At 59.5% G+C, this 22,873-nt stretch carries 20 protein-coding genes and 1 riboswitch; of the genes, 12 read left to right on the forward strand and 8 right to left on the reverse strand.

Annotated features, from left to right (window positions below; translation table 11 throughout):
* Positions 1-50 precede the first annotated feature (50 nt).
* From ruvX to gshB, 4 genes are all read right to left on the reverse strand, one after another.
* The gene (ruvX, locus tag AC19YQ_RS01405) at positions 51-491 is read right to left on the reverse strand and encodes a Holliday junction resolvase RuvX (RefSeq protein WP_339477287.1); all 441 of its coding nucleotides are present in this window, start codon (positions 489-491) and stop codon (positions 51-53) included.
* Positions 491-1,063, reverse strand: coding sequence for a YqgE/AlgH family protein (locus AC19YQ_RS01410; RefSeq protein ID WP_133075176.1), 573 nt, complete (start codon positions 1,061-1,063; stop codon positions 491-493). The genes ruvX and AC19YQ_RS01410 overlap by 1 nt, the downstream gene beginning before the upstream one ends.
* A 159-nt stretch (positions 1,064-1,222) precedes the next feature.
* On the reverse strand, positions 1,223-2,122 hold the full coding sequence (locus tag AC19YQ_RS01415; RefSeq protein WP_219262663.1) for an energy transducer TonB: 900 nt from the start codon (positions 2,120-2,122) through the stop codon (positions 1,223-1,225).
* Positions 2,123-2,199: 77 nt separating this feature from the next.
* Positions 2,200-3,153 (reverse strand): glutathione synthase, encoded by a 954-nt coding sequence (gshB, locus tag AC19YQ_RS01420; protein ID WP_133075178.1) that lies wholly within the window; start codon positions 3,151-3,153, stop codon positions 2,200-2,202.
* A gap of 246 nt (positions 3,154-3,399) precedes the next feature.
* Between gshB and pilG the strand changes: the two genes are divergently transcribed.
* The 9 genes from pilG (at position 3,400) to trhA (ending at position 15,171) form a co-directional block, all read left to right on the forward strand.
* Positions 3,400-3,807: a twitching motility response regulator PilG gene (pilG, locus tag AC19YQ_RS01425; protein ID WP_019828024.1), complete on the forward strand. Its 408-nt coding sequence runs from the start codon at positions 3,400-3,402 to the stop codon at positions 3,805-3,807.
* Positions 3,808-3,849: 42 nt separating this feature from the next.
* Positions 3,850-4,227, forward strand: coding sequence for a twitching motility response regulator PilH (gene pilH / locus AC19YQ_RS01430; RefSeq protein WP_095027494.1), 378 nt, complete (start codon positions 3,850-3,852; stop codon positions 4,225-4,227).
* 10 nt (positions 4,228-4,237) lie between these two features.
* Positions 4,238-4,777 (forward strand): chemotaxis protein CheW, encoded by a 540-nt coding sequence (locus AC19YQ_RS01435; RefSeq protein WP_500594423.1) that lies wholly within the window; start codon positions 4,238-4,240, stop codon positions 4,775-4,777.
* A 41-nt stretch (positions 4,778-4,818) separates the two neighbouring features.
* Positions 4,819-6,876, forward strand: coding sequence for a methyl-accepting chemotaxis protein (locus AC19YQ_RS01440; protein WP_133075181.1), 2,058 nt, complete (start codon positions 4,819-4,821; stop codon positions 6,874-6,876).
* Positions 6,877-6,903: 27 nt separating this feature from the next.
* Positions 6,904-12,792 (forward strand): Hpt domain-containing protein, encoded by a 5,889-nt coding sequence (locus AC19YQ_RS01445; protein WP_500594426.1) that lies wholly within the window; start codon positions 6,904-6,906, stop codon positions 12,790-12,792.
* On the forward strand, positions 12,785-13,237 hold the full coding sequence (locus AC19YQ_RS01450; RefSeq protein WP_326425049.1) for a chemotaxis protein CheW: 453 nt from the start codon (positions 12,785-12,787) through the stop codon (positions 13,235-13,237). The genes AC19YQ_RS01445 and AC19YQ_RS01450 overlap by 8 nt, the downstream gene beginning before the upstream one ends.
* A gap of 84 nt (positions 13,238-13,321) precedes the next feature.
* Positions 13,322-13,921 carry a transcriptional regulator gene (locus tag AC19YQ_RS01455; protein ID WP_257623007.1) on the forward strand — a complete coding sequence of 200 codons (600 nt, stop codon included), beginning with the start codon at positions 13,322-13,324 and terminating at the stop codon, positions 13,919-13,921.
* A complete protein-coding gene (locus tag AC19YQ_RS01460) occupies positions 13,908-14,342 on the forward strand; it encodes a hypothetical protein (protein WP_133075185.1) in 435 nt (144 codons plus the stop codon). Before AC19YQ_RS01455 ends, AC19YQ_RS01460 begins: the two co-directional genes overlap by 14 nt.
* A 211-nt stretch (positions 14,343-14,553) precedes the next feature.
* Entirely contained in the window at positions 14,554-15,171 is a 618-nt protein-coding gene (gene trhA / locus AC19YQ_RS01465) for a PAQR family membrane homeostasis protein TrhA (protein WP_086795678.1), read from the forward strand.
* 1 nt (position 15,172) lies between these two features.
* Here trhA and AC19YQ_RS01470 read toward each other — a convergent pair whose 3' ends face one another.
* A complete protein-coding gene (locus AC19YQ_RS01470; RefSeq protein WP_339477272.1) occupies positions 15,173-16,012 on the reverse strand; it encodes a formate/nitrite transporter family protein in 840 nt (279 codons plus the stop codon).
* Between the two features lie 182 nt (positions 16,013-16,194).
* The gene (locus AC19YQ_RS01475; RefSeq protein WP_048361238.1) at positions 16,195-16,584 is read right to left on the reverse strand and encodes an acyl-CoA thioesterase; all 390 of its coding nucleotides are present in this window, start codon (positions 16,582-16,584) and stop codon (positions 16,195-16,197) included.
* A 183-nt stretch (positions 16,585-16,767) separates the two neighbouring features.
* Positions 16,768-16,874, forward strand: a riboswitch (S-adenosyl-L-homocysteine riboswitch).
* Positions 16,875-16,896: 22 nt separating this feature from the next.
* On the opposite strand from AC19YQ_RS01475, the gene ahcY reads away from it, so the two are divergent.
* The 3 genes from ahcY to rhlE2 all read left to right on the forward strand — a co-directional run bounded on the left by ahcY (position 16,897) and on the right by rhlE2 (position 21,459).
* Positions 16,897-18,306 carry an adenosylhomocysteinase gene (gene ahcY / locus AC19YQ_RS01480; protein ID WP_219262660.1) on the forward strand — a complete coding sequence of 470 codons (1,410 nt, stop codon included), beginning with the start codon at positions 16,897-16,899 and terminating at the stop codon, positions 18,304-18,306.
* 100 nt (positions 18,307-18,406) lie between these two features.
* On the forward strand, positions 18,407-19,252 hold the full coding sequence (gene metF / locus AC19YQ_RS01485; RefSeq protein ID WP_133075187.1) for a methylenetetrahydrofolate reductase [NAD(P)H]: 846 nt from the start codon (positions 18,407-18,409) through the stop codon (positions 19,250-19,252).
* A 359-nt stretch (positions 19,253-19,611) separates the two neighbouring features.
* On the forward strand, positions 19,612-21,459 hold the full coding sequence (rhlE2, locus tag AC19YQ_RS01490; protein ID WP_133075188.1) for an RNA helicase RhlE2: 1,848 nt from the start codon (positions 19,612-19,614) through the stop codon (positions 21,457-21,459).
* A gap of 160 nt (positions 21,460-21,619) precedes the next feature.
* On the opposite strand, the gene AC19YQ_RS01495 is transcribed toward rhlE2, so the two are convergent.
* Together AC19YQ_RS01495 and AC19YQ_RS01500 are read right to left on the reverse strand one after the other, a co-directional pair.
* The gene (locus AC19YQ_RS01495) at positions 21,620-22,195 is read right to left on the reverse strand and encodes a YceI family protein (protein WP_339477267.1); all 576 of its coding nucleotides are present in this window, start codon (positions 22,193-22,195) and stop codon (positions 21,620-21,622) included.
* 32 nt (positions 22,196-22,227) lie between these two features.
* On the reverse strand, positions 22,228-22,779 hold the full coding sequence (locus AC19YQ_RS01500; RefSeq protein WP_500594427.1) for a cytochrome b: 552 nt from the start codon (positions 22,777-22,779) through the stop codon (positions 22,228-22,230).
* Between the last annotated feature and the right edge of the window lie 94 nt (positions 22,780-22,873).

The raw sequence follows: 22,873 nt of genomic DNA on the forward strand, positions 1-22,873 counted from the left end.
GCAGCGGCGGGCGCAAACAACGGGGCGGGTCAAGTGATACAAGCGCCGGGTCAGTCCTGGGATTGAGCCGGGTTTTCGTCGAGCCAGCCTTGCAGCACCAGCTTGGCGGCGATGGCATCGACGGGGTTGTCGCGGTAGCTGCCGCGCTGGCCGCCCTGGGCCCGGCGTTCGCCCTTGGCCTCGAAGGTGGTCAGGCGTTCATCGTGGGTGAAAACGGGCAGATTGAAGCGGCCATTCAGACGGTTGGCAAATTTTTGCGCACGGGCGCAGAAGTCGCTCGGGGTACCGTCCATGTTCAGCGGCATGCCGACCACCATTGCGTCGGGCTGCCATTCCTTGATCAGCTTTTCAATTTCTTCCCACCTGGGAATGCCATTTTCGGCTTTCAAGTTGCATAGCTCGCGGGCTTGGCCGGTAATCATCTGGCCGACAGCGACACCGATGGATCGGGTGCCGTAGTCAAAGCCCAGCAGTAAACGAAGGCCGGCCATCAGGAATGGCCTGCTTGGGTGCTTAACAAATTGAGGTTCACTCCGAGGTGTTTCGCGGCCGCGTCGAGGCGCAGCTCGCTAGGGGTTTCAAACAGGACATCAGCGGAATACGGGCAGGTCAGCCACGCATTGTCGACCAGTTCGGCTTCCAGCTGGCCAGCGTCCCACCCGGCATAGCCCAGGCAAATCAGGCTGCGGTTCGGGCCGTGCCCGTCGGCAATGCTGAACAGCACATCGGCCGAGGTGCTGAGGGCCAGCCCGTCAGCCAGCTCGACGGTGGCGTCAAAGCTCATTCCCGTGGGGTGCAGGACAAATCCACGGTCAGTCATCACTGGCCCGCCGCCATAGATCGGAACGTGCTGGCACAGGGCCGAGGAGAGTTTTTCCGGACGCAACTGCTCAAGAATGTCCGCCAGGCTCAGTTCCAGCGGGCGATTGATCACCAGCCCCATGGCCCCACTGGCCGTGTGCTCGACGATGTAGGTCAAGGTGTGGGCAAAATTCGGGTCGGCCATGTGCGGCATGGCGATCAGGAATTGATGCTTGAGGTAAGTCGGTGCGTGGTTTTTCATGAGTCTTAGTGTGGCGCTGGCAACGTGAACTGACAAGTTTGAGGATGATAAAAGCCCTGTAATCACTGCCGAAGGCTGCGATAAGGTCCGCAGGACCTTCAAAAGCCAGGGCCGCGGTGCGCCCCATCGCAGCCTTCGGCAGCGACTACAGGTTTTACCTCAGTTGCTCGAAAGCCGATCGCCCTGGGCGAACTTCCAGGTGCGGATGATTTCGAGCCGGTCGATGTCTGCCAGGTCGCCCGTGAACGGTGCAAAGGGTGCGGCCAGGCGCACGATGCGTTGCGCAGCCTGATCCAGCAGCGGCTGGCCCGATGATTCAAGCACCAGCACTTCATGCAGCGAACCGTCCCGGTTGATCGACACCAGCAGCCGCAGCTTGCCGTAGATTTTTTCGCGACGTGCCTGCTCGGGGTAATTCAGGTTGCCGATGCGCTCGATCTTCTTGCGCCAGTCCTCTTTGTACCAGGCGCCCTTGTCACGCATGGTCGAGGCCGCGCTCATGCGGTAGATCTTCGGGCGCTTGGCGTACAACTGCTGCTCGTTGGCCAGTTCGGCCTCCAGGCTGGATATCTCGCTGGACAGCTGGGAGCTGTCGAACGTTGGAATGCTGGCCTTGGGCGCGGCTTCGGTCTTGACCTTTTGCGGCTGGCTCGGCGCTTTTTTCGGGGCTGGCGCCACGGTGGTCACGGCAGCCTTGGGTGCGGTTTGGGTCTGCTCGGGCTTGGCGGCCGGCGGCGGAGTGACCTTTTTCACGCTGTTGTCCTGGAAAGGCGCAATTTCAGTGGTCTTGGGCACGGCTTTTTTATCCAGCGTGCCGCTGCCTTGCTGATTGTCCTGAGCCAGAAAGTCCGCTTTCTCCGGGGCCTTTTCGCTTTTGAATGTGGAGAGCGTGATCTCCAGGGTTTTACTGATCTGTTTGGGTTCGGTCATGCTGAAACCCACGCCCACAATCACCGCGATATGAATCAGCGCCGCCACAAACAGGGTAAATCCAAGGCGATCGGCCGCTCGCACGCCTTTATGGCTGAGTTCGGGGGGCAGGTCGCTGGGGAGTGTCATGGCAAAAAGACCAACATCGCGGGTTTCACAGGGTGCGCATGATAGCGCAATGTTGGTCGATTACTGGGTGTTGCAGATCAGCGCGCGGCGAGCTTGCGCTCAATCGCGTCCATCAGCAGGGCGCCGATATTGGTACCGAACGCATTGTCGATCTCGCGGATGCAGGTCGGGCTGGTGACGTTGATTTCGGTCAGGTGCTCACCGATCACGTCCAGGCCGACAAACAGCAGCCCTTTTTCACGCAGCGTCGGGCCTACCTGGGCTGCAATCCAACGGTCCTTGTCGCTCAGCGGACGGGCTTCGCCCCGACCGCCTGCAGCCAGGTTGCCACGAGTTTCGCCAGCTGCCGGGATACGCGCCAGGCAATACGGAACAGGCTCGCCGTCGATCATGAGGATGCGTTTGTCGCCGTCCTTGATCGCCGGTAAATAGCCTTGAGCCATGATTTGCTGGGTGCCGTTGGCGGTCAGGGTTTCGAGAATCACCGACAGGTTCGGATCGCCCACACGGTGACGGAAGATCGACGTTCCGCCCATGCCATCCAGGGGTTTGAGAATCACGTCACCGTGCAGGGCGGCGAACTCACGCAATACATCGGCGCGGCGGCTGACCACGGTGGGCGGCGTGCACTGGGTGAACTGGGTGGCGAACAGCTTTTCGTTGCAGTCGCGCAGGCTTTGCGGCTTGTTGACGATCAGTACGCCATCACGCTCGGCCTGCTCCAGCAGGTAGGTGGAGTACACGAACTCCATGTCGAAGGGCGGGTCCTTGCGCATCAGGATCACGTCCAGGTCGCTCAGGGCCGTGTCGGTTTCGGCGTCCAGCTCAAACCATTTTTCAGGGTTGGCGAACACCTTCAGCGGCTTCATGCGCGCCCGCGCCTTGCCTTCATTCAGGTAAAGGTCTTGCTGTTCCATGTAGAACAGGGTCCAGCCGCGATCCTGGGCGGCCAGCAACATGGCCAGCGAGCTGTCCTTTTTATAGGAGATGCCCGCAATGGGGTCCATGACAATCCCGACTCGAACGCTCATGGCAAATTCCTCAATAAATAATGGGCAAAAAGGCTCTGAAAAGTGGCGCCAGAGTGGCGCTGAGTGTGGCCCCGGTCAAGGAAAAACCACCTGCTCCAGCACGCCTTGGGCGGTTCGATAGATTGACGGTCGTGACTGTGCTAAAAAGGCTGGCACAGTGCTTTGAGCCCTTGTCCATCAAGGAGTTGGGGTTTTAAGTCGCACAGTTGTAACAAAATGGGTCGCCGTGGCGATGGTAGAGCACATATGGAAAAACATTCCAGCGCCTTGAAGGTGATGGTAATCGACGATTCGAAAACCATTCGCCGCACCGCCGAAACGCTGTTGAAAAACGTGGGCTGCGAGGTCATTACCGCCATCGACGGTTTCGATGCGCTGGCCAAGATTGTCGACCATCATCCGCACATCATCTTTGTAGACATCATGATGCCGCGTCTGGATGGCTATCAGACCTGCGCACTGATCAAGAGCAACCGGGCGTTCAAGTCGACCCCCGTGATCATGCTGTCGTCCAAGGACGGCCTGTTCGACAAGGCCAAGGGACGAATTGTGGGCTCTGATCAATTTTTAACCAAGCCCTTCAGCCGTGATGAATTGCTGAGCGCAATCAAGGCCCATGTGCCAGCCTTCAACATCGTACAAAGTGCTCAATGAAGCCCGGCCAGCCGGCCAACCACCTTATAAATGGGGAACACCATGGCTCGCATTCTGATCGTCGATGACTCGCCGACTGAAATGTACAAATTGACCGGCATGCTGGAAAAGCACGGCCATGAAGTGCTCAAGGCTGAAAACGGCGCCGACGGCGTTGCCCTGGCACGCCAGGAAAAGCCCGATGTGGTGTTGATGGACATCGTGATGCCGGGCCTCAATGGTTTTCAGGCCACGCGTCAGCTGACCAAAGATCCGGAGACCAGCTACATCCCGGTTATCGTTGTGACGACAAAGGATCAGGAAACCGACATGGTCTGGGCCCAACGACAAGGGGCCAAGGGCTACCTGACCAAGCCGGTCGATGAAGAGCAACTGATCCTCAAGGTGAAAAAAGTCCTGGAAGAAAACCCTCCAAAATGACGGCCGCCTTATGCCTGGCTCACTGACGGCCTTCGAACTGCTGCTTGAAATCGACCAGCGCTGTCGCCAGCTGGCAGCGGGCCTGGTGCCTGCACAAGCGCAACTCGATACCTGGAGCGGGATCGGCTTTCGCATCGGCGAGCATTGTTTTGTGGCGCCGATGGGCGAAATTGCCGAAATCCTCCATGAGCCGCGATTCACCTTGTTGCCCGGTGTAAAGCCCTGGGTCAAGGGCGTGGCCAATCTGCGCGGGCAATTGCTGCCGGTCATGGACCTGTGCGGCTTTTTCGGGGTTGAGCTGTCGCCCTTGCGTAAACAGCGCCGGGTGCTGGTGCTGGAATATAAAGACGTGTTTGTCGGGTTGCAGGTGGACGAAGTGCAGGGCATGCAGCACTTTGCCCATGCCGATCTCAATGCCGATACGCTCGCGTTGCCTCATCCGATGTTCGCGCCTTATGTGCAGGGGCATTTTGCTGGCGAACACCCTTGGTGGGTATTCAGCCCGTTTGCCCTAGCTCAGGCGCCGCAATTCTGGGCGGTGGCCGTGTGATCAGGCCTCGCGCTTTAAAACGGGATCTCAGGACCTGATTGATGACCACAGCCAATACCGCTAAACCAATGGAAGGGTCGCGCAGTCGTTCGCAGATCATCGTGCTTTTTATCGCCCTGATCGTGTTCATCATGCTGTTGTTCGCCAACTTTGCTTACCTCAACACCCAATCCAACTACGACAAGCAATACATCAGCCACGCGGGTGAATTGCGCGTCCTGTCCCAGCGTATTGCCAAAAACGCCACTGAGGCCGCAGCCGGAAAGGCTGCCGCGTTCAAGTTGCTGATCGATGCGCGAAACGATTTCAGCCAGCGTTGGGGCTATCTGAAAAAAGGCGATCCGGTCACTGGCCTGCCTCCCGCGCCTCCTGCAGTCCACAAGGAAATGCAGGCGGTTCAGCGTGACTGGGAGCTGTTGCTGAGCAACGTCAACGCCATTTTGGCCAGTGAGCAAACCGTACTGTCGTTGCATCAAGTGGCCGCGACACTGGCCGAAACCGTGCCGCAGCTACAGGTCGAATACGAAAAGGTCGTCGAAATCCTGTTGCAGCGTGGCGCGCCAGCCAGCCAGGTGGCCCTGGCGCAGCGTCAGTCATTACTGGCCGAACGCATTTTAGGCGCGGTGAATACGGTGCTGGCCGGTGATGAAAATGCAGCCCAGGCCGCCGGTGCTTTCGGGCGCGATGCCAACCGCTTCGGGCAAGTGCTCAACGGCATGCTGGAAGGCAATGACGGGATGAGGATTACCCAGGTCGAAGACAAGGACGCCCGTGCCCGCTTGCAGGAAATTTCCGAGCTGTTCCAGTTTGTGTCGGGCTCAGTGGATGAAATCATTGAAACCTCGCCGCAGCTGTTCCACGTTCGTGAAGCCGCCAACACCATATTCAGCCTGTCGCAAACCCTGCTTGATGAAGCGTCGACCCTGGCCAACGGCTTTGAAAATCTCGCCACCGGGCGCTCGCTCGACATCATTGGCGGTTACGTATTGGGCTTGCTGGCACTGGCATCAATCATCCTGATCGGGCTGGTGATGGTGCGCGAAACCAATCGCCAACTGCGTGAAACGGCCGAAAAGAACGAGCGCAACCAGAACGCGATCATGCGTTTGCTGGACGAAATTGCCGATCTGGCCGACGGCGACCTGACGGTGACGGCCTCTGTCACCGAAGATTTTACGGGGGCCATTGCCGACTCCATCAACTACTCGATCGACCAACTGCGCGAGCTAGTGGCCACGATCAACCACACCGCAGGTCAGGTCGCGGCAGCCGTGCAGGAAACCCAGGCAACCGCCATGCAGCTGGCCGAGGCTTCCGAGCATCAAGCCCAGCAAATTGCCGAGGCTTCGGGAGCCATCCAGCAAATGGCCCACTCCATCGATCAGGTGTCGGCCAACGCTTCGGAGTCTTCAGCGGTGGCGGAGCGCTCCGTGGCGATTGCCAACAAGGGCAATGAAGTGGTGCATAACACCATTCATGGCATGGACAACATTCGTGATCAGATCCAGGACACCGCCAAGCGGATCAAGCGGTTGGGCGAGTCTTCCCAGGAAATCGGCGACATTGTCAGCCTGATTGATGATATTGCCGATCAAACCAATATCCTGGCGTTGAACGCGGCCATCCAGGCCTCGATGGCCGGCGATGCCGGGCGCGGGTTTGCCGTGGTGGCCGACGAAGTCCAGCGCCTGGCCGAGCGCTCATCGGCGGCTACGCGGCAAATCGAAACCCTGGTGCGGGCGATTCAGGCCGACACCAACGAGGCGGTGATTTCCATGGAGCAAACCACCACCGAAGTGGTGCGCGGTGCCCGTCTGGCCCATGACGCCGGAGTTGCGCTGGAGGAGATCGAAGGCGTGTCGCAAAATCTGGCGGACCTGATTCAAAGCATCTCCAACGCCGCGCAGCAGCAGACCACTTCGGCGGCGCAGATCTCCCTGACCATGAACGTTATTCAGCAAATCACCAACCAGACCTCGTCGGGCTCCACTGCGACCGCCGACAGCATCGGTAATCTGGCCAAAATGGCCAGCCAGCTGCGGCGTTCGGTATCTGGCTTCACATTGCCTGCTCCGCCTAAAGACCTTGGTCCACAGTAATGCGCTGCAATTCTGACTGGAGTCGTTATGGTTGACCGGCACGACTATGTGGCCCTTGAGTGGGTCAAAGGCGAAATTGCCCACACGCTAAAACAGGCCCGCGTGGCGCTGGATGCCTACGCGCAACAGCCTGCCGCCGACACGCTGGAGCAATGCCTGGCCTGTATTCATCAGGTGCATGGCAGCTTGCTGATGGTCGAGTTCTACGGCGCGGCGTTGCTGGCAGAAGAGATGGAGCAGTTGGTCATTGCCTTGCAACAGGGCCGCGTCAGCCAGCTCGACGAAGCCCTGCGATTATTGCAGCAAGCCTTCAGCCAATTGCCGTTGTACCTGGACCGAGTACACAGTGCCCGACGGGATTGGCCATTGGTGGTGTTGCCGTTGCTCAATGACTTGCGCAGCGCCCGTGGCGAAGCCCTGCTCTCGGAAACCAGTCTGTTCAGCCCGCCCTTGCAAGTGTTGCCCCCATTGGACACGGCCGCCCTGGCCCGTTTGCTCCCCGCAGACTTGCCGCGGGAGCTGCGGATTCTGCGCCATACCTTGCAAACCGCGTTTCTGGGTTTGCGCCGTGGCGAAGCCGTGCAGGCCCATCTGGAAATGATGGCCGGGGTGTTCGCACGGCTTCAAAGCCTGTGCCTGGGTTCGCCGCTCAACGCCCTGTGGAAAATAGCCGCGGCCCTGGTCGATGGCATGCTCAAGGGGCGGGTCCCGAACAGCCCGGCCCTGCGCAGCCTGCTTAAAAAGTCCGACAAGGAACTCAAGCGCCTGCTGGAGCAAGGCATCGAGGCCGTCAATCAGCCTGCGCCCGAAGAGTTGCTCACCAGCCTGCTGTTTTACATCGCCAAAGCCGAGCATCCGACCTCGAAAATGCTCGCCCTGAAAAACCATTACGAACTGGATCAGGCCATGCCCGATGCGGCGATGGTCGATGAGGAGCGGGCGCGGCTGGCTGGCCCCGACCGCGACGCGATGCGCTCAGTGGTTGCGGCATTGTGCGAAGAACTGGTGCGGGTCAAGGAGCGCCTCGACCTGTTTGTGCGCAGCGACCGTTTGCACGTCTCGGAACTGAGCAGCCTGATGGCCCCGTTGCGCCAGATCGCCGACACCTTGGCGGTGCTGGGGTTTGGTCAGCCGCGCAAAGTCATCATCGATCAACTGGCGGTAATGCAAAGTCTGGCCCAGGGCCAGCGCGAGCCAACCGATGCGGTGTTGATGGATGTCGCGTCAGCCTTGCTCTACGTAGAGGCCACATTGGCTGGCATGGTTGGCAGCGTTGAGCCCTCGCAGCGCGAAGAGAGCCGTTTGCCCACCACCGACCTCATGCAGATCCATCAACTGGTGATCAAGGAGGCGCGTATCGGCCTTGAGGAAGTGAAGGATCTGATCGCCGATTACGTGATGGCCGGCCATGACCGCCTGCACTTGCAGCCACTGCCTGCGCTGATCACACAAATCCGTGGCGCGCTGGCAATGATCCCCCTGAGCCGCGCTGCCAGCCTGCTGCAAGCCTGCCATGACTATCTGTGCGAGCGCCTGCTGCAGGGGCCTGATATCCCGACAGCGCAGCAACTGGATCATCTGGCCGAAGCCCTGAGCAGCATCGAGTATTACCTGGAGCGTCTCTCCCAGGACCCGGGAGCCGCGGGCGAGCGGGTGTTGGATTGGGCCGAAAACAGCCTGGCCAGGCTGGGCTATACCCCGGCCGAGCCTGCCGGACCGTTGCTGGATGACGCCTGCAGCCCCGCGGATCAACCGCTGATGCCGGATATGCAGGCGCACCTGGCCGAAGTGCTGGCGAGTCCGCTGTCTGCGCTCAATCCGCCTGCGCAGCACATGCCCGCCAGCCTGCTGCCGCCGCCGATGGATGAAGAGCCCCTGGATGAAGAGTTGCTGGACGTCTTTCTGGAAGAGACCGACGAAGTACTGATCACCCTGCACGATTGCCTGCCGCAATGGGTCGCCAACCCGGCGGACAGCGCCGCACTGGCTGAACTGCGCCGCGGCTTTCACACCCTCAAGGGCAGCGGGCGCATGGTGCGTGCGCTGGTGCTTGGGGAATTGGCGTGGGCGGTCGAGAACCTGCTCAATCGCGTGATTGAGCGCAGCGTGGCGCCGTCCCCAGAGATCTTTCAACTGCTTGAAGACGTGCTGGTGATGCTGCCCGAGCTGATCCAGGCGTTTGCCGAGCAAAGCCAGCGTCAGCGCGAAGACGTCGACCAACTGGCCGCTCGGGCACAGCGCCTGGCCAAAGGTGAGCCGCAGCCGCTGCTGATTGCCCAGGACGCCAGCCATTTCGACCCGCAGTTGCTGGACATCTTCCGACAGGAAGCGCAAACCCACCTTGAGCGTCTTGACCGTTTTCTGGATCGGGCCCGCGAGCAAATGCCGCTGTATGCCAGCGACGACCTGCAACTGGCCATGCACACCCTCAAAGGCAGTGCGCACATGGCGGGCGTGGTGCACATGGCCGAACTGGCGGCGCCACTGGATCATCTGGTCCGTGAGTACAAGGCCCATCATCTTGCCCTCGGGCAGGAAGAAATTGAGCTGTTGCGGGAGGCTGACGGCTTGTTGCACCGCGGCCTCAAGCAACTGGACAGTGACCCGCTGGCCGAGATCAAGGGGGCCCGCTCCCTGATCGAGCGCACCGAGCGACTGATCGCCACCCGACTTGAAACCCTGCTCAATACGCCCACCAGCAGTTGGGTGGCCCAGCGCGACCCGCAACGGATTACCGAGTTTCTGGGCGAAAGCATGGACATCCTGTTTGACGCCGAAGAGCTGCTTAAAAACTGGCACCAGAACCCCCAGCAGCGGGAGGGCCTGGATACCCTGCTGGACCAGCTGACTGCCTTGGCCCAGGCCGCACACCTGCTGGACCTGCACCCCATTGATGCCGTGTGCGAAGCCTTGCTCGACCTGTATGGCGCCGTTGAGGAAAGCAGCCTGGCGGCCAGTGAGCGGTTCTTCGAGGCGGCCGATGATGCTCAGGAAGCGTTGATCAACATGCTCGATCAACTGGCAGCGGGGCAAGAAATCATCCCGCAACCTGAGCTGATCCAGACCTTGCATGCGCTGCTGCACGAAGGGCTGGCGCCTGACGCCACGGGGCTGATTCGCCGTGATGGCGGCCAGACGCTGGACATCACCGAACTGGGCGCCGCGACTGACCAGTTGGGGGCGGGGCTGGACGATGATGTCGACGAGGAAATCGTCGAAATCTTTCTCGAAGAGGCGGTGGATATTCTCGACAGTGTCGGGCAGGCCCTGCAGCGTTGGCTGGGCGCTCCCGACAGCCTCGCTTCGCTGTCTTCCTTGCAGCGCGATTTGCACACCCTCAAGGGTGGGGCGCGCATGGCCGGGATCGAGCCGATTGCCGATCTGGCCCATGAACTGGAGCACCTCTACGAAGGCCTGCTGGACCGGCGCCTGAGTGAAAGCCCGGCATTGAGCCGCTTGCTTGAGCGCAGCCATGAGCAACTGGCACTGATGCTCGATCAGCTCAAGCACAAGCATCCGTTGAGCGAATCTTATGAACTGATTGAGGCCATTCGCGGGTTTCGTCTCTACAGCCATTCGCCTGTCGAGCCGGGCAATACTGAAGCCGAGCCCGCTGCAGCCTTGAACACGGCCGACCCTGAATTGCAGGATATCTTCCTCGACGAGGCTTTCGACATTCTCGAAAGCTCGGGCACGGCGTTATCGCGCTGGCGGGCCGACCCCCAGAGCCACCTCGAAGTCGAAAACCTGCTGCGTGACCTGCATACCCTCAAAGGTGGGGCGCGGATGGTTGAGGTTGCCGCCATTGGCGACTTTGCCCATGAACTCGAAACCCTCTTCGAAGATATTTCGGCTGGCTTGCTGGCACCCAATGCCGAGCTGTTTGTGCTGCTTGAGCGTTGCCATGACCAGCTTGCACAAATGTTCGATGCGTTGCGCAGTGGCCAGCCGCTGCCTTCGCCTCAGACGCTGATAGAAAAAATCCGCAGGATTGAACGCAACACCCGTCAGGAGGCTCCCGCAGCTTCCAAGTCCGAGCCTGTGGCGCCGCCATTGCCCGAAGGTGAGCGCACGGGGCTGGACACCCTCAAGGTGCCGGCCGAGTTGCTGGAAGACCTGGTCAACCTGGCAGGCGAAGCCTCGATCATCCGTGGGCGCGTTGAGCAGCAGGTCAACGATGGTCAGATCGCTCTCAACGAAATGCAGACCACCCTTGAGCGGATGCAGGACCAACTGCGTCGCCTCGACAGCGAAACCCAGGGGCGCCTGCACAGCCGCTCGCACACCGAAGCCGATGGCGTGGCTTACGACGAATTCGATCCCCTGGAGATGGACCGTCACTCCCTGCTGCAACAGCTGTCCCGTGCATTGTTCGAATCGGCTTCGGACTTGCTCGACCTCAAGGCCACACTGGCTGCGCGCAATCAGGATGCCCACGGCCTTTTGCAGAAGCAGGCGCGGGTAAATACCCAGCTGCAGGAAGGCCTGATGGGTACGCGCATGGTGCCGTTCGAGCGCGTATTGCCGCGCCTCAAACGGGTCGTGCGCCAGGTGGCCAGTGAACTGGGCAAGCAGGTCGAATTCAGCGTGATCAATGCCGAGGCCGAAATCGACCGCAACGTGCTTGAGCGCATGGTGGCGCCGTTGGAACACATGTTGCGCAACGCCGTCGATCACGGTCTCGAACCTGCAGATATCCGTCACGCCAGCGGCAAGCCGGAGCAGGGATTGATCAGTCTGGAGCTGTCTTACGACGGTGGCGACGTGGTCTTCGACATGCATGACGATGGCGCCGGCGTGCCGCTTGAAGCCGTACGCCGAAAAGCTATTTTGCGCGGCCTGTTGGATCCGCAGGCGACGATCAGCGACCGCGATGTCTTGCAGTTCATCCTGCAACCGGGGTTCTCCACCGCTGAAAAAATCACTCAGATTTCCGGCCGCGGCGTCGGCATGGACGTGGTTCACGAAGAAGTCCGGCAGTTGGGCGGCAGCATGACCATCGACTCGGTGGCCGGGCAGGGCGTGCACTTTCAGATCCGCCTGCCCTTCAGCGTCTCGCTCAACCGGGCGCTGATGGTGCAATGCGCCGACGAGCAATACGCCATTGCCCTCGACACCGTCGAAGGCATCGTGCGAGTCATGCCCAATGAGCTGGAGGGGTATTACCAGCTCAATCCCCCGCTGTATCACTACGGCGGGCAGACCTATGAGTTGCGTTATCTGGGGGAGCTGCTGCAAACCGTGGGCAAACCCAAGCTCGTGGGCGAAAGCCATTCGTTGCCGGTGTTGCTGGTGCATTGCCAGGATCAGCGTGTGGCGTTGCAAGTCGATGCGCTGGCGGGCTCGCGAGAAATCGTGGTCAAAAGCCTCGGCCCGCAATTTACCGGGGTGCAGGGGTTGTCGGGTGCGACCATTCTGGGGGATGGCCGGGTGGTGCTGATCCTCGATCTGCTGGCTTATATTCGCGCCCATCAGGCGCGTCAGCCGTTGCAGCGGGCGCATCACGAAGCCGTCGGCGCGCTGGAGTTCACCCCGGCCGTGCGCCCGCCGCTGGTGCTGGTGGTGGATGACTCGGTCACGGTGCGCAAAGTCACCAGTCGCCTGCTGGAGCGCAACGGCATTAACGTCATCACCGCCAAGGACGGGGTCGACGCCATGAGCGTGCTCGAAGAACACACCCCTGACCTGATGCTGCTGGACATCGAAATGCCGCGCATGGACGGCTTTGAAGTGGCTACTCGCGTGCGCAACGACCCGCGTCTCAAAGACTTGCCGATCATCATGATCACCTCGCGCACCGGGCAAAAACACCAGAACCGTGCGATGGCCATTGGCGTCAACGACTACCTGGGCAAACCGTATCAAGAGTCGGTGTTGCTGGAGCGCATCGCCTACTGGAGCAACTTTCATGCTTGATCATCGCGTGGGCAGCCTGACCGGTTTGCTGCTGCCGCTGGCTGACCGCTATCTGCTGCTGCCCAACGTTGCCATTGCCGAACTGATCGGCTGGCAGCGCGGCGACCCCAGCAGCGACTCACCGCCCTGGCACCTGCGCCAGATCACCTGGCGCGACCATCAGCTGCCATTGATCAGCTTTGAAGCCGCCTGCGGCGGGCCGCTGGTGATCGGTGAGCGTGCGCGGATCGTCATCCTCAACACCCTGGGCGGCGACCCGGCGCTCAAGTTTATCGCCTTGGTGGTACAAGGCATCCCGCGCTCCTATCGCCTCGACAGCCAACTGAGCTTTGTCGACGTACCGCTCAGCCCGCTGGAGCGTGCGGCGGTGCAAGTGGGGGACCACGTGGCGAAAATCCCGGACTTGCTGGCGCTGGAAAGGTTGGTGCGCGGGGCTGCGGATTAATCCCGCTCTAACAGGTCAAGCTTGATCAGTCCCTAAAAGGGACTTATCGTTCCCTTTTTGGGACTCTTAGGCGGAGCCGTCAACATGTTATCGCTCAGTGATGCGCTCTTTACCACCACGCAGCAAAAAGTGCTGGGCCTGCTTTTTGGCAAGCCAGGCCAGAGCTTTTACGTCAACGAAATTGCACGTTGGGCAAAGGTAGGCAAAGGCAGTTTGACGCGCGAGCTGGGGCGTCTAGAGCGATCAGGCATTCTCACTGTGACCCGTCAGGGAAATCAGGCTCACTACCAGGCAAATGCACAGTGCCCGATTTATCAGGAGCTGCTGAGCATTATCCGCAAGACCTCGGGGCTCTCTGAACCGCTGCGTGTGGCGCTGATGCCTTTCGCAGAACAGTTGCAATGGGCATTTGTATATGGCTCGGTTGCCAAGGATCAGGCACACGTCGGCAGTGATATCGACCTTATGCTGATGGGTGAAAACCTGCATTACAGTGACGTCATGGAGCACCTGATGCCGCTTGAAGAATCGTTGGGTCGTACCATCAACCCGACGCTCTACACCCCTCAAGACTGGGCCGCCAAGCTGGCTGCCGGAAACAGCTTTGTCGTGAGGGTTGCGCAACAGGAAAAAATCACGCTGATCGGTCATGACCCGCTGGAGCCCGTGGATGGAGAAAAATGAAAACCTGGAAAATCTGGTACGCACTGGAGGCTTGAAGGTTGAACCACCCGATCGCAAGGAGTGTGAAGGGCTGCTGCGTTCGGCGGTTGATCGCCTGAAAGATGCAGGCAGCGCCCAGTTGTCTTTCGCCAGTCGTTTCGATCTGGCTTACAACGCAGCCCACGCCATTGCACTGACCGCCTTGCGGCTGTACGGGTATCGATCAGACCGGCGCTATCTGGTTTTTCAAAGCCTGATCCATACGTCAACAATCGACAAAGTGCAGGTGCGTTTGTTTGCCTTGTGCCATGAGCGCCGTAACCTCGCGGAATACGAAGGTTATATGGACGAAGATGAGGGATTGTTGGCGAGCCTGTTGGGCAGCACGCAGCAGTTGCTTGAACAGGTGCTGATGCTGCGGTTTGAAGCATTTGGCGATTAACGAGAAGCGCCTGCAGCCAACGCTGGCGAGTTTCTGGATCATGTGGGAGCGGGCTTGCTCGCGATGCAGGCGATGTGGTCTTTCAGTTGAACCGTGGTGCTACCATCGCGAACATATCGAATCGCCGCATTGCCCTTTAACTTCACACCCCTGACCCTTATCTAGTAACCGGGTGACACAGTCGCACTGTCAGTTTTTGAGGATGTTGCACATGTATCACGGTGAAAAGCTCAACGCCTGGACTCATCTGGTGGGTGCGGTTGCAGCAGCAGTGGGCAGTATCTGGTTGCTGGTGATGGCGTGCCTGGATGGCAGCCCGCAAAAGATTGTCAGTGTGGCCATTTATGGCGTCACGCTGGTGCTGTTGTACAGCGTATCGACCGTGTACCACAGCGTGCGCGGGCGCTCCAAGGTGATCATGCAAAAGTTTGATCACTTGTCGATTTACCTGCTGATTGCGGGCAGTTACACGCCGTTTTGCCTGGTCACGCTACATGGCCCGTGGGGCTGGTCGCTGTTCGGGATTGTGTGGGGCATGGCGGTGATCGGCATGCTGCAAGAGATCAAGCCACGCTCCGAGGCGCGCATTCTGTCTATCGTGATTTACGCGGTGATGGGCTGGATTGTGCTGGTGGCCGTCAAGCCGCTACTCGCGGCGCTGGGCACCGCGGGCTTTATCTGGCTGGCCACGGGCGGGGTGATGTACACCGTGGGGATTATCTTTTTTGCCCTGGACCACCGCCTGCGCCATGCCCACGGTATCTGGCATCTGTTCGTGATTGCCGGCAGCCTGCTGCACTTTGTGGCCATCGCGCATTACGTGATCTGATTCAGGGCAGTTTTTTAGTGTCACTGCGAACCTGCGCGTGACTGATCAGGGCAAAAATAAAACTGCCACCGATGATATTGCCGGCCAGGGTAGGGCCGGCAAAGATCAGCCAGAAGTCTTTCCAGGGCAGCTCCCCGGCAAACACCAGATAGGACACTTCGGCCGTACCGACCACGATGTGGGTGAAGTCGCCCAGCGCCATCAAGTAGGTGATGAGGATGATGATCCACATCTTGGCGCTCTCCATGGACGGGATCATCCACACCATGGTGGCGATCATCCAGCCCGAAACGATGCCCTTGGCAAACATCTGACTGGCGTCGTTTTCCATGACCTTGCGGCCGATTTCAAGAAAGGCCTTGTCGGTCGGCGTGTCGAAAATCGGCAGGTGCAGCATGACGTAGGCCACCAGCAGGGTGCCCATCAGGTTACCCACCAGCACCACCCCCCAGAGCCGCAGCAGGCGCCCGAAATTATTGAGCGTGGGTTTGCTCATGACTGGCAACACGGCGGTCAGGGTGTTTTCGGTGAACAATTGCTGGCGGGAAAGGATAACGGCCAAAAAACCTGCGCAGTAGCCGAAGCTGGCGATGACCTTGAAGGCTTCGCCGTCGGGCAGGCGCGAGTTGAGCAAGCCCATGGCCATAAGCGACAGGCCCATGGTCAGCCCTGCAGCGAGAGCCGACCAGAACAGGGCGGCGATGCTGCGCTCCAGTTCCTGATCGCCCTGCAAGCGAATGATCTCGTGCAGGACGGCGGCGCGTGGTGGCTGGTTTTTGGTGACGTCGTGCTCTTCTTCAGCCGACAGGTTGGGGGTTTTGCCGGACTTTTGGGTTTCCATGAGCTTCATGACCGTGGCGTGTGTAAAGGTACGACACGCAGGGGCTGTAGCTGTTCACTCAAAACCTGTAGTCGCTGCCGAAGGCTGCGATGGGGCCAATGGGCCTTCAATTAAACGGGTTGCTGCGCAACCCTTCGCAGCCTGCGGCAGCGACTACACAGGCCAGGCATCAAACCCGGTCATCAGTCCTGAAACTGGTCTTTGACGTATTTGATCTCGGTGCGCCCGTGCGGTGCGGGCAGGCCGTCCTCGCCCAGGTTGACGAAGACCATCTTGTCCACCGTCAGGATGCTTTTGCGGGTGATCTTGTTGCGCACTTCGCAGGTCAGGGTGATCGAGGTGCGGCCAAATTCAGTGGCGGTGATGCCCAGTTCGATGATGTCGCCCTGGCGCGAAGCACTGACGAAGTTGATTTCGGAGATGTATTTGGTGACCACGCGCTGGTTGCCCAGTTGAACGATGGCGTAAATCGCGGCTTCTTCGTCGATCCAGCGCAGCAGGCTGCCACCGAACAGGGTGCCGTTGGGGTTGAGGTCTTCGGGTTTAACCCATTTGCGGGTGTGAAAATTCATATTCGCTCCTGACCGTCTTGCCTTAGATGCGGGCCATGATGTCAGACCACGGCACTTAGCTCTATTAACCTTGGACTATGGTCTCGATAGGGTCAAAGAAAAAGCCTTGGGATCACTTGCCCGGATGGCTATAATACCCCCCGTTTCAAAACGGTCATTAATACCCAGTACCGTTCCCGCCACCTGTCCGAGGGGCGCTGCAGCAGGTTCAACCTGTCAGGCTCGGATGGGGCGTTGTTTGATCAGGGTCCCCTGTTCAGGCACTAAACGCACAACGGCGCCCATTCGCGATTAAACGAATGGAGGCTCTTGATGAGCGCTGTAAACACGCCTGCAGGTTTTACCGACTATAAAGTCGCTGATATGTCCCTCGCCCAATGGGGCCGTCGCGAAACGTTCATCGCCGAGTCCGAAATGCCAGCCCTGATGGGTCTGCGCCGCCGTTATGCAGCAGAACAACCGCTCAAGGGCGCGAAGATTCTGGGCTGCATTCACATGACCATCCAGACCGCCGTACTGATCGAAACCCTGGTTGCCCTGGGTGCCGAAGTGCGTTGGTCCTCGTGCAACATCTTCTCGACTCAGGATCAGGCTGCCGCTGCTATCGCTGCTGCCGGTATCCCGGTTTTCGCCTGGAAAGGCGAGACTGAAGAAGAGTACGAGTGGTGCCTTGAGCAAACCATCCTCAAAGATGGCGAGCCTTGGGATGCCAACATGATCCTCGACGACGGCGGCGACCTGACCGAGCTGCTGCACAAGAAATACCCGGCCATGCTGAAAAAGATCCACGGCGTGACTGAAGAAACCACCACCGGTGTTCACCGTCTGCTGGACATGCTGGCCAAAGGCGAGCTGATGATCCCTGCGATCAACGTCAACGATTCGGTCACCAAAAGCAAAAACGACAACAAGTACGGCTGCCGTCACAGCCTGAACGATGCCATCAAGCGTGGTACTGACCACCTGTTGTCCGGCAAGCAAGCACTGGTCATCGGCTACGGTGACGTGGGCAAGGGTTCGGCCCAGTCCCTGCGTCAGGAAGGCATGATCGTTAAAGTGTCCGAAGTTGACCCGATCTGCGCCATGCAAGCCTGCATGGACGGTTTTGAAGTGGTTTCGCCGTTCATCAACGGCCAGAACGACGGCACTGCTGCCAGCATCGACGCTGCGCTGCTGGGCAAGATCGACCTGATCGTGACCACCACCGGTAACGTCAACGTGTGCGACAAAAACATGCTGGCTGCGCTGAAAAAACGCGCCGTAGTGTGCAACATCGGTCACTTCGACAACGAAATCGACACCGCTTTCATGCGCAAGAACTGGGCATGGGAAGAAGTGAAGCCACAGGTTCACAAGGTTCACCGTACTGGCCTGGGCGAATTCGACCCACAGAACGACGACTACCTGATCCTGCTGGCCGAAGGCCGTCTGGTTAACCTGGGCAACGCCACAGGTCACCCAAGCCGCATCATGGACGGTTCGTTCGCCAACCAGGTTCTGGCCCAGATCTTCCTGTTCGCCCAGAAGTACGCTGACCTGCCAGCCGAGCTGCAAGCCGAGCGCCTGACCGTAGAAGTTCTGCCGAAGAAGCTGGACGAAGAAGTGGCCCTGGAAATGGTTCGCGGCTTCGGCGGCGTGGTCACGCAACTGACCAAGCAACAGGCTGACTACATCGGCGTCACCGTCGAAGGCCCGTTCAAGCCAGACGCTTATCGCTACTGATTAAAAAAGGCGGTCAGGCTTGCACTGACCGCCTTTTTTTTGTGTGAGTTCAGCGTCAGGGGGCATCACTGGCCTCCTTCGCGTACGCAAGGGTATTCCCATGTCTCAAGACCGTCGTTTCAGCTTCGAGTTCTTCCCGACCAAGACCGATGCTGGACATGAAAAGCTGATGAACACGGCTCGCCAACTGGCGACCTACAACCCGGATTTTTTCTCCTGCACCTATGGTGCCGGTGGCTCGACCCGCGACCGCACGATCAATACCGTGCTGCAGCTGGAGAGCGAAGTAAAAGTGCCTGCTGCACCGCACCTGTCCTGCGTGGGTGACAGCAAGGCCGATTTGCGCGGCCTGTTGGCCCAGTACAAGGCTGCAGGTATCAAACGCATTGTTGCACTGCGCGGCGACCTGCCTTCGGGTATGGGCATGGCCAGTGGTGAGCTGCGCTACGCCAATGACCTGGTGAGCTTCATTCGTGAAGAAACCGGCGATCACTTCCACATCGAAGTGGCCGCCTACCCGGAAATGCACCCGCAAGCGCGCAACTTCGAAGACGATATCAGCAACTTCGTACGCAAGGCCCAAGCTGGCGCTGACAGTGCGATCACCCAGTACTTCTTCAACGCCGACAGCTACTTCCGTTTTGTCGAGCGCGTGGAAGCTGCAGGCGTGATGGTTCCCATCGTGCCGGGCATCATGCCGATCACCAACTACAGCAAACTGGCGCGTTTCTCTGACGCCTGTGGTGCTGAAATCCCGCGCTGGATCCGCAAGCAACTTGAAGCCTATGGCGACGATACGCAGAGCATCCAGGCGTTTGGCGAGCAGGTCATCAGCGAAATGTGCGAGCGCCTGCTTGATGGCGGCGCACCGGGGTTGCACTTCTACACCCTGAACCAGGCTGATCCGAGCCTGGCGATCTGGAACAACCTCAAGCTGCCGCGCTGATCCGCCTTTGTGGGAGCGGGCTTGCTCGCGATGCATACGACGCGATCCCTTGAAAGACCGCAGCGATACCATCGCGGGCAAGCCCGCTCCCACACGGGTTTAAAACCGTTGGGCAGCATGAAATCGGCGCGCCGTGATTGCTCTGTTATACTCCGGGCTTTCCGCCAGGCTTACGCCCGGCCGCTCGTCCTTGTACAAGCCACTCAACCCCGCTACTGCGCAGCTCTTGCCCGCGCGAGCGGTGCGCATGAGCCTTGTGGACTGGAGCAGGACCGGACGGGATTGCGTCATCTTAAACGCCATTCACGCCAGGCAAGACTATCCCTTTGGGCCAAGCCCTAACTAGAACAGGATTTCTCATGTCCTTTGCTTCCCTCGGTCTCTCCGAGGCTTTAGTCCGCGCCATTGAAGCTGCGGGCTATACCGAGCCTACTCCGGTGCAACAGCGGGCCATCCCCGCCGTGTTGCAAGGTCGCGACCTGATGGTTGCGGCTCAGACAGGTACTGGTAAAACCGGCGGCTTCGCTCTTCCGATCCTGGAAAAGCTGTTTCCCAATGGCCACCCGGACAAATCCCAGCGCCACGGCCCACGCCAACCACGCGTGCTGGTCCTGACACCGACCCGCGAACTCGCCGCCCAGGTGCACGAGAGCTTCAAGCTCTATGCCCGCGACCTGAAGTTCGTCAGCGCCTGCGTGTTCGGCGGTGTGGGTACCAACCCTCAGGTCCAGGCTCTGGCCCGCGGTGTTGACGTACTGGTTGCCTGCCCGGGTCGTTTGCTCGACCTGGCCGGTCAAGGCAGCGTTGATCTGTCCCACGTTGAAATCCTGGTGCTCGACGAAGCCGACCGCATGCTCGACATGGGCTTCGTCCATGACGTGAAAAAAGTACTCGCGCGTCTGCCAGCCAAGCGTCAAAACCTGCTGTTTTCGGCGACGTTCTCCAAGGACATCACCGATCTGGCCGGCAAGCTGCTGCGCAACCCGGAACGTATCGAAGTTACGCCACCCAACACCACGGTCGAGCGTATCGAGCAACGGGTTTTCCGTCTGCCCGCTACCCACAAGCGTGCCCTGCTGGCGCACTTGATCACCGCAGGCGCCTGGGAACAGGTTCTGGTCTTTACCCGGACCAAGCACGGTGCCAACCGTCTGGCCGAGTACCTGGACAAGCACGGCCTCAGCGCTGTGGCCATCCACGGCAACAAGAGCCAGAACGCACGAACCAAAGCCCTGGCCGACTTTAAAGCCGGTGCCGTACGCATTCTGGTAGCGACCGATATCGCCGCTCGCGGCCTGGATATCGATCAGTTGCCACACGTGGTCAACTTCGAGCTGCCAAACGTCGACGAAGATTACGTTCACCGTATCGGCCGTACTGGCCGTGCCGGTCGTTCGGGTGAGGCCATCTCGCTGGTCGCTCCGGATGAAGAAAAACTGCTGAAAAGCATCGAGCGCATGACCCGCCAGAAAATCGCCGATGGCGATCTGATGGGTTTTGACTCCAGCACCGTAGAGGCCGAAAAGCCTGAAGTACGCGAGCGTCCGGATGTGCGTAACCCGCGCAACACGCCACGCGGTCCACGTGGCGACGGTCCGGGTAACCCGGGCGGTGGCGGCGGTCGTAAAGACAAGGGCAAGGAAAAGAGCAAAGAAAAACCGGCGGCTGCTCGCAGCGAGCGTCCAGCTCGTGAGCAAAAGCCACGCGAAGCTCAGCCTGCCCGTGAGCAGCGTCAGCCAGCGCCTCGTTCAGACGCCAACCGTGCGCCGGACGAGTTCCGTGATGACGATGTGGACAACTTTGGTAACCGCGCTGATTACGTCAGCCCGTACCAGAACAAAAACAACCAAAGCCGCGGCCGTCGTCCGGGAGCTCCGGCTCAAGGCACTGGCGCAGCACCTGCCGCGCGTACCGGTGGTCGTCAGAATGCTCCGCGTACTGGCAGCGGCGCTACCACTGGCACACCGCCTGCCAAGCGCAGCGGTCCACGCAGTGGTGCCCCGCGTGACGGTCAAGCCCGTCGCGAAAACCGCCCGGCCCGTGACGATGCCCGTCAAGAGCCAGCGGTTAAAGGCCCACGTGAGAATCAGCCGAAGATCATGCACAAAGAGTCGAAAAGCGATCGCTTCCCGACGCCTGAGCAGCTCGATCAACTGCCGAACCGCCCTCGTGGCGAGAAGCCGGCACTGCTGACGCGTAACCGCTAAAAATTGTGGGAGCGGGCTTGCTCGCGATTCAGGCACCTCGGGTTAACGGCTACACCGAGGCGACCCAATCGCGAGCAAGCCCGCTCCTACGACAGTACACAAAAAAACGCCCCGGCTTTCGCAAGCCGGGGCGTTTTTTGTTAGCCGTATAAAAGCGCTATTACTTGGCCTTCACGCCTTCGAGCGAGATATCCAGGCTCAGGGTCTGATCCTTGCTTGGGGATTTGATGCCGAAGTCGCTCAGGTTCACAGTCGTGGTCGCGTTGAAGCCAGCGCGTTCGCCACCCCATGGGTCCTTGCCTTCGCCGTTGAACGTTGCCTTGAAGGTCACAGGCTTGGTCACGCCGTGCAGGGTCAGGTCGCCTGTCACGTCAGCTGTTTTTTCGCCAGTCGGCACAACCTTGGTCGACTTGAAGGTCGCTTCCGGGTACTTGCTCACGTCCAGGAAATCTTTGCTGGCGATGTGCTTGTCACGTTCTGCGTGGTTGGAAAACAGGCTGGCGGTTTTCAGGGTCACGTCAATCTTGCTGTCTGCAGGCTTGGCTGCATCCCACGAGAATGTGCCGCTCCAGTCCTTGAAAGTACCGTGAATGAAGCTGAAGCCCAGGTGGCTGACTTTCCAGTCGATAAAGGCGTGCTGGCCTTCTTTGTCGATGGTGTAGTCAGCAGCCATGGCCTGGCCTGCGGTCAGCAGTGCGGTACCGAGAGCGAGCGCAGCGAGGGTCTTTTTCAACATGCTTTCTTTTCCTTTTGAGTTGAGGTCGAGCATCAGGCTTTGCGCCCCAGCATACGAGTCAGGGTCGCATCACGATCTATAAAATGGTGTTTCAAAGCGATCAGACCATGCAAGCCGGCAAAAATCACCACGGTCCACGCCAGGTATAAGTGCACGACACCGGCCACATCGGCCTGGTCGGGCAGGTTGGAAATCAGTGCAGGGACTTCAAACAGGCCGAAGACCGGGATGCCCACGCCTTCTGAGGTGGAGATCAGGTAGCCGGCGATCATCACGGCAAACAGACTCAGGTACAAAAAGCCGTGGCCGAGCTTGGCCCCAATACGCGTTGCCTTGCTGTAACTGGCCAGTGCCGGTGGCGCCGGGCTGATCCAGATCCACAGGACACGCAGCACCATCACGGCGAGCAACGTCAGGCCAATGCTTTTATGCAGGTCAGGGGCTTCTTTGCGCCAAGGGCTGTAATAGTCCAGACCGACCATCCATAAACCCAGGGCGAACAGTCCGAACACCGCGAGCGCAACGGTCCAGTGCATGAGAATGCTGACGGCACCATATCGAGAAGAAGAGTTACGTAGCTGCATTGCCAACATCCTGTAGGAACTTGGATCTAAGACTAATGGTTTACCTATCGATTGAAAGCTCATTTTTTAGCTGCAAGGTATCGATAAATACGAT

It is taken from the genome of Pseudomonas sp. MF06569, assembly GCF_059862735.1.

Bases quoted from the DNA above. Each gene is read 5' to 3' on its own strand.
- pilH (WP_095027494.1), top strand. From the start codon at position 3,850: ATGGCTCGCATTCTGATCGTCGATGACTCGCCGACTGAAATGTACAAA.
- AC19YQ_RS01470 (WP_339477272.1), bottom strand. From the start codon at position 16,012: ATGGAAACCCAAAAGTCCGGCAAAACCCCCAACCTGTCGGCTGAAGAA.
- AC19YQ_RS01450 (WP_326425049.1), top strand. From the start codon at position 12,785: ATGCTTGATCATCGCGTGGGCAGCCTGACCGGTTTGCTGCTGCCGCTG.
- gshB (WP_133075178.1), bottom strand. From the start codon at position 3,153: ATGAGCGTTCGAGTCGGGATTGTCATGGACCCCATTGCGGGCATCTCC.
- AC19YQ_RS01475 (WP_048361238.1), bottom strand. From the start codon at position 16,584: ATGAATTTTCACACCCGCAAATGGGTTAAACCCGAAGACCTCAACCCC.
- AC19YQ_RS01455 (WP_257623007.1), top strand. From the start codon at position 13,322: ATGTTATCGCTCAGTGATGCGCTCTTTACCACCACGCAGCAAAAAGTG.
- AC19YQ_RS01440 (WP_133075181.1), top strand. From the start codon at position 4,819: ATGACCACAGCCAATACCGCTAAACCAATGGAAGGGTCGCGCAGTCGT.
- ahcY (WP_219262660.1), top strand. From the start codon at position 16,897: ATGAGCGCTGTAAACACGCCTGCAGGTTTTACCGACTATAAAGTCGCT.
- AC19YQ_RS01435 (WP_500594423.1), top strand. From the start codon at position 4,238: ATGCCTGGCTCACTGACGGCCTTCGAACTGCTGCTTGAAATCGACCAG.
- pilG (WP_019828024.1), top strand. From the start codon at position 3,400: ATGGAAAAACATTCCAGCGCCTTGAAGGTGATGGTAATCGACGATTCG.
- AC19YQ_RS01410 (WP_133075176.1), bottom strand. From the start codon at position 1,063: ATGAAAAACCACGCACCGACTTACCTCAAGCATCAATTCCTGATCGCC.
- trhA (WP_086795678.1), top strand. From the start codon at position 14,554: ATGTATCACGGTGAAAAGCTCAACGCCTGGACTCATCTGGTGGGTGCG.
- metF (WP_133075187.1), top strand. From the start codon at position 18,407: ATGTCTCAAGACCGTCGTTTCAGCTTCGAGTTCTTCCCGACCAAGACC.
- AC19YQ_RS01495 (WP_339477267.1), bottom strand. From the start codon at position 22,195: ATGTTGAAAAAGACCCTCGCTGCGCTCGCTCTCGGTACCGCACTGCTG.
- AC19YQ_RS01500 (WP_500594427.1), bottom strand. From the start codon at position 22,779: ATGCAGCTACGTAACTCTTCTTCTCGATATGGTGCCGTCAGCATTCTC.
- ruvX (WP_339477287.1), bottom strand. From the start codon at position 491: ATGGCCGGCCTTCGTTTACTGCTGGGCTTTGACTACGGCACCCGATCC.
- AC19YQ_RS01460 (WP_133075185.1), top strand. From the start codon at position 13,908: ATGGAGAAAAATGAAAACCTGGAAAATCTGGTACGCACTGGAGGCTTG.
- AC19YQ_RS01415 (WP_219262663.1), bottom strand. From the start codon at position 2,122: ATGACACTCCCCAGCGACCTGCCCCCCGAACTCAGCCATAAAGGCGTG.
- AC19YQ_RS01445 (WP_500594426.1), top strand. From the start codon at position 6,904: ATGGTTGACCGGCACGACTATGTGGCCCTTGAGTGGGTCAAAGGCGAA.
- rhlE2 (WP_133075188.1), top strand. From the start codon at position 19,612: ATGTCCTTTGCTTCCCTCGGTCTCTCCGAGGCTTTAGTCCGCGCCATT.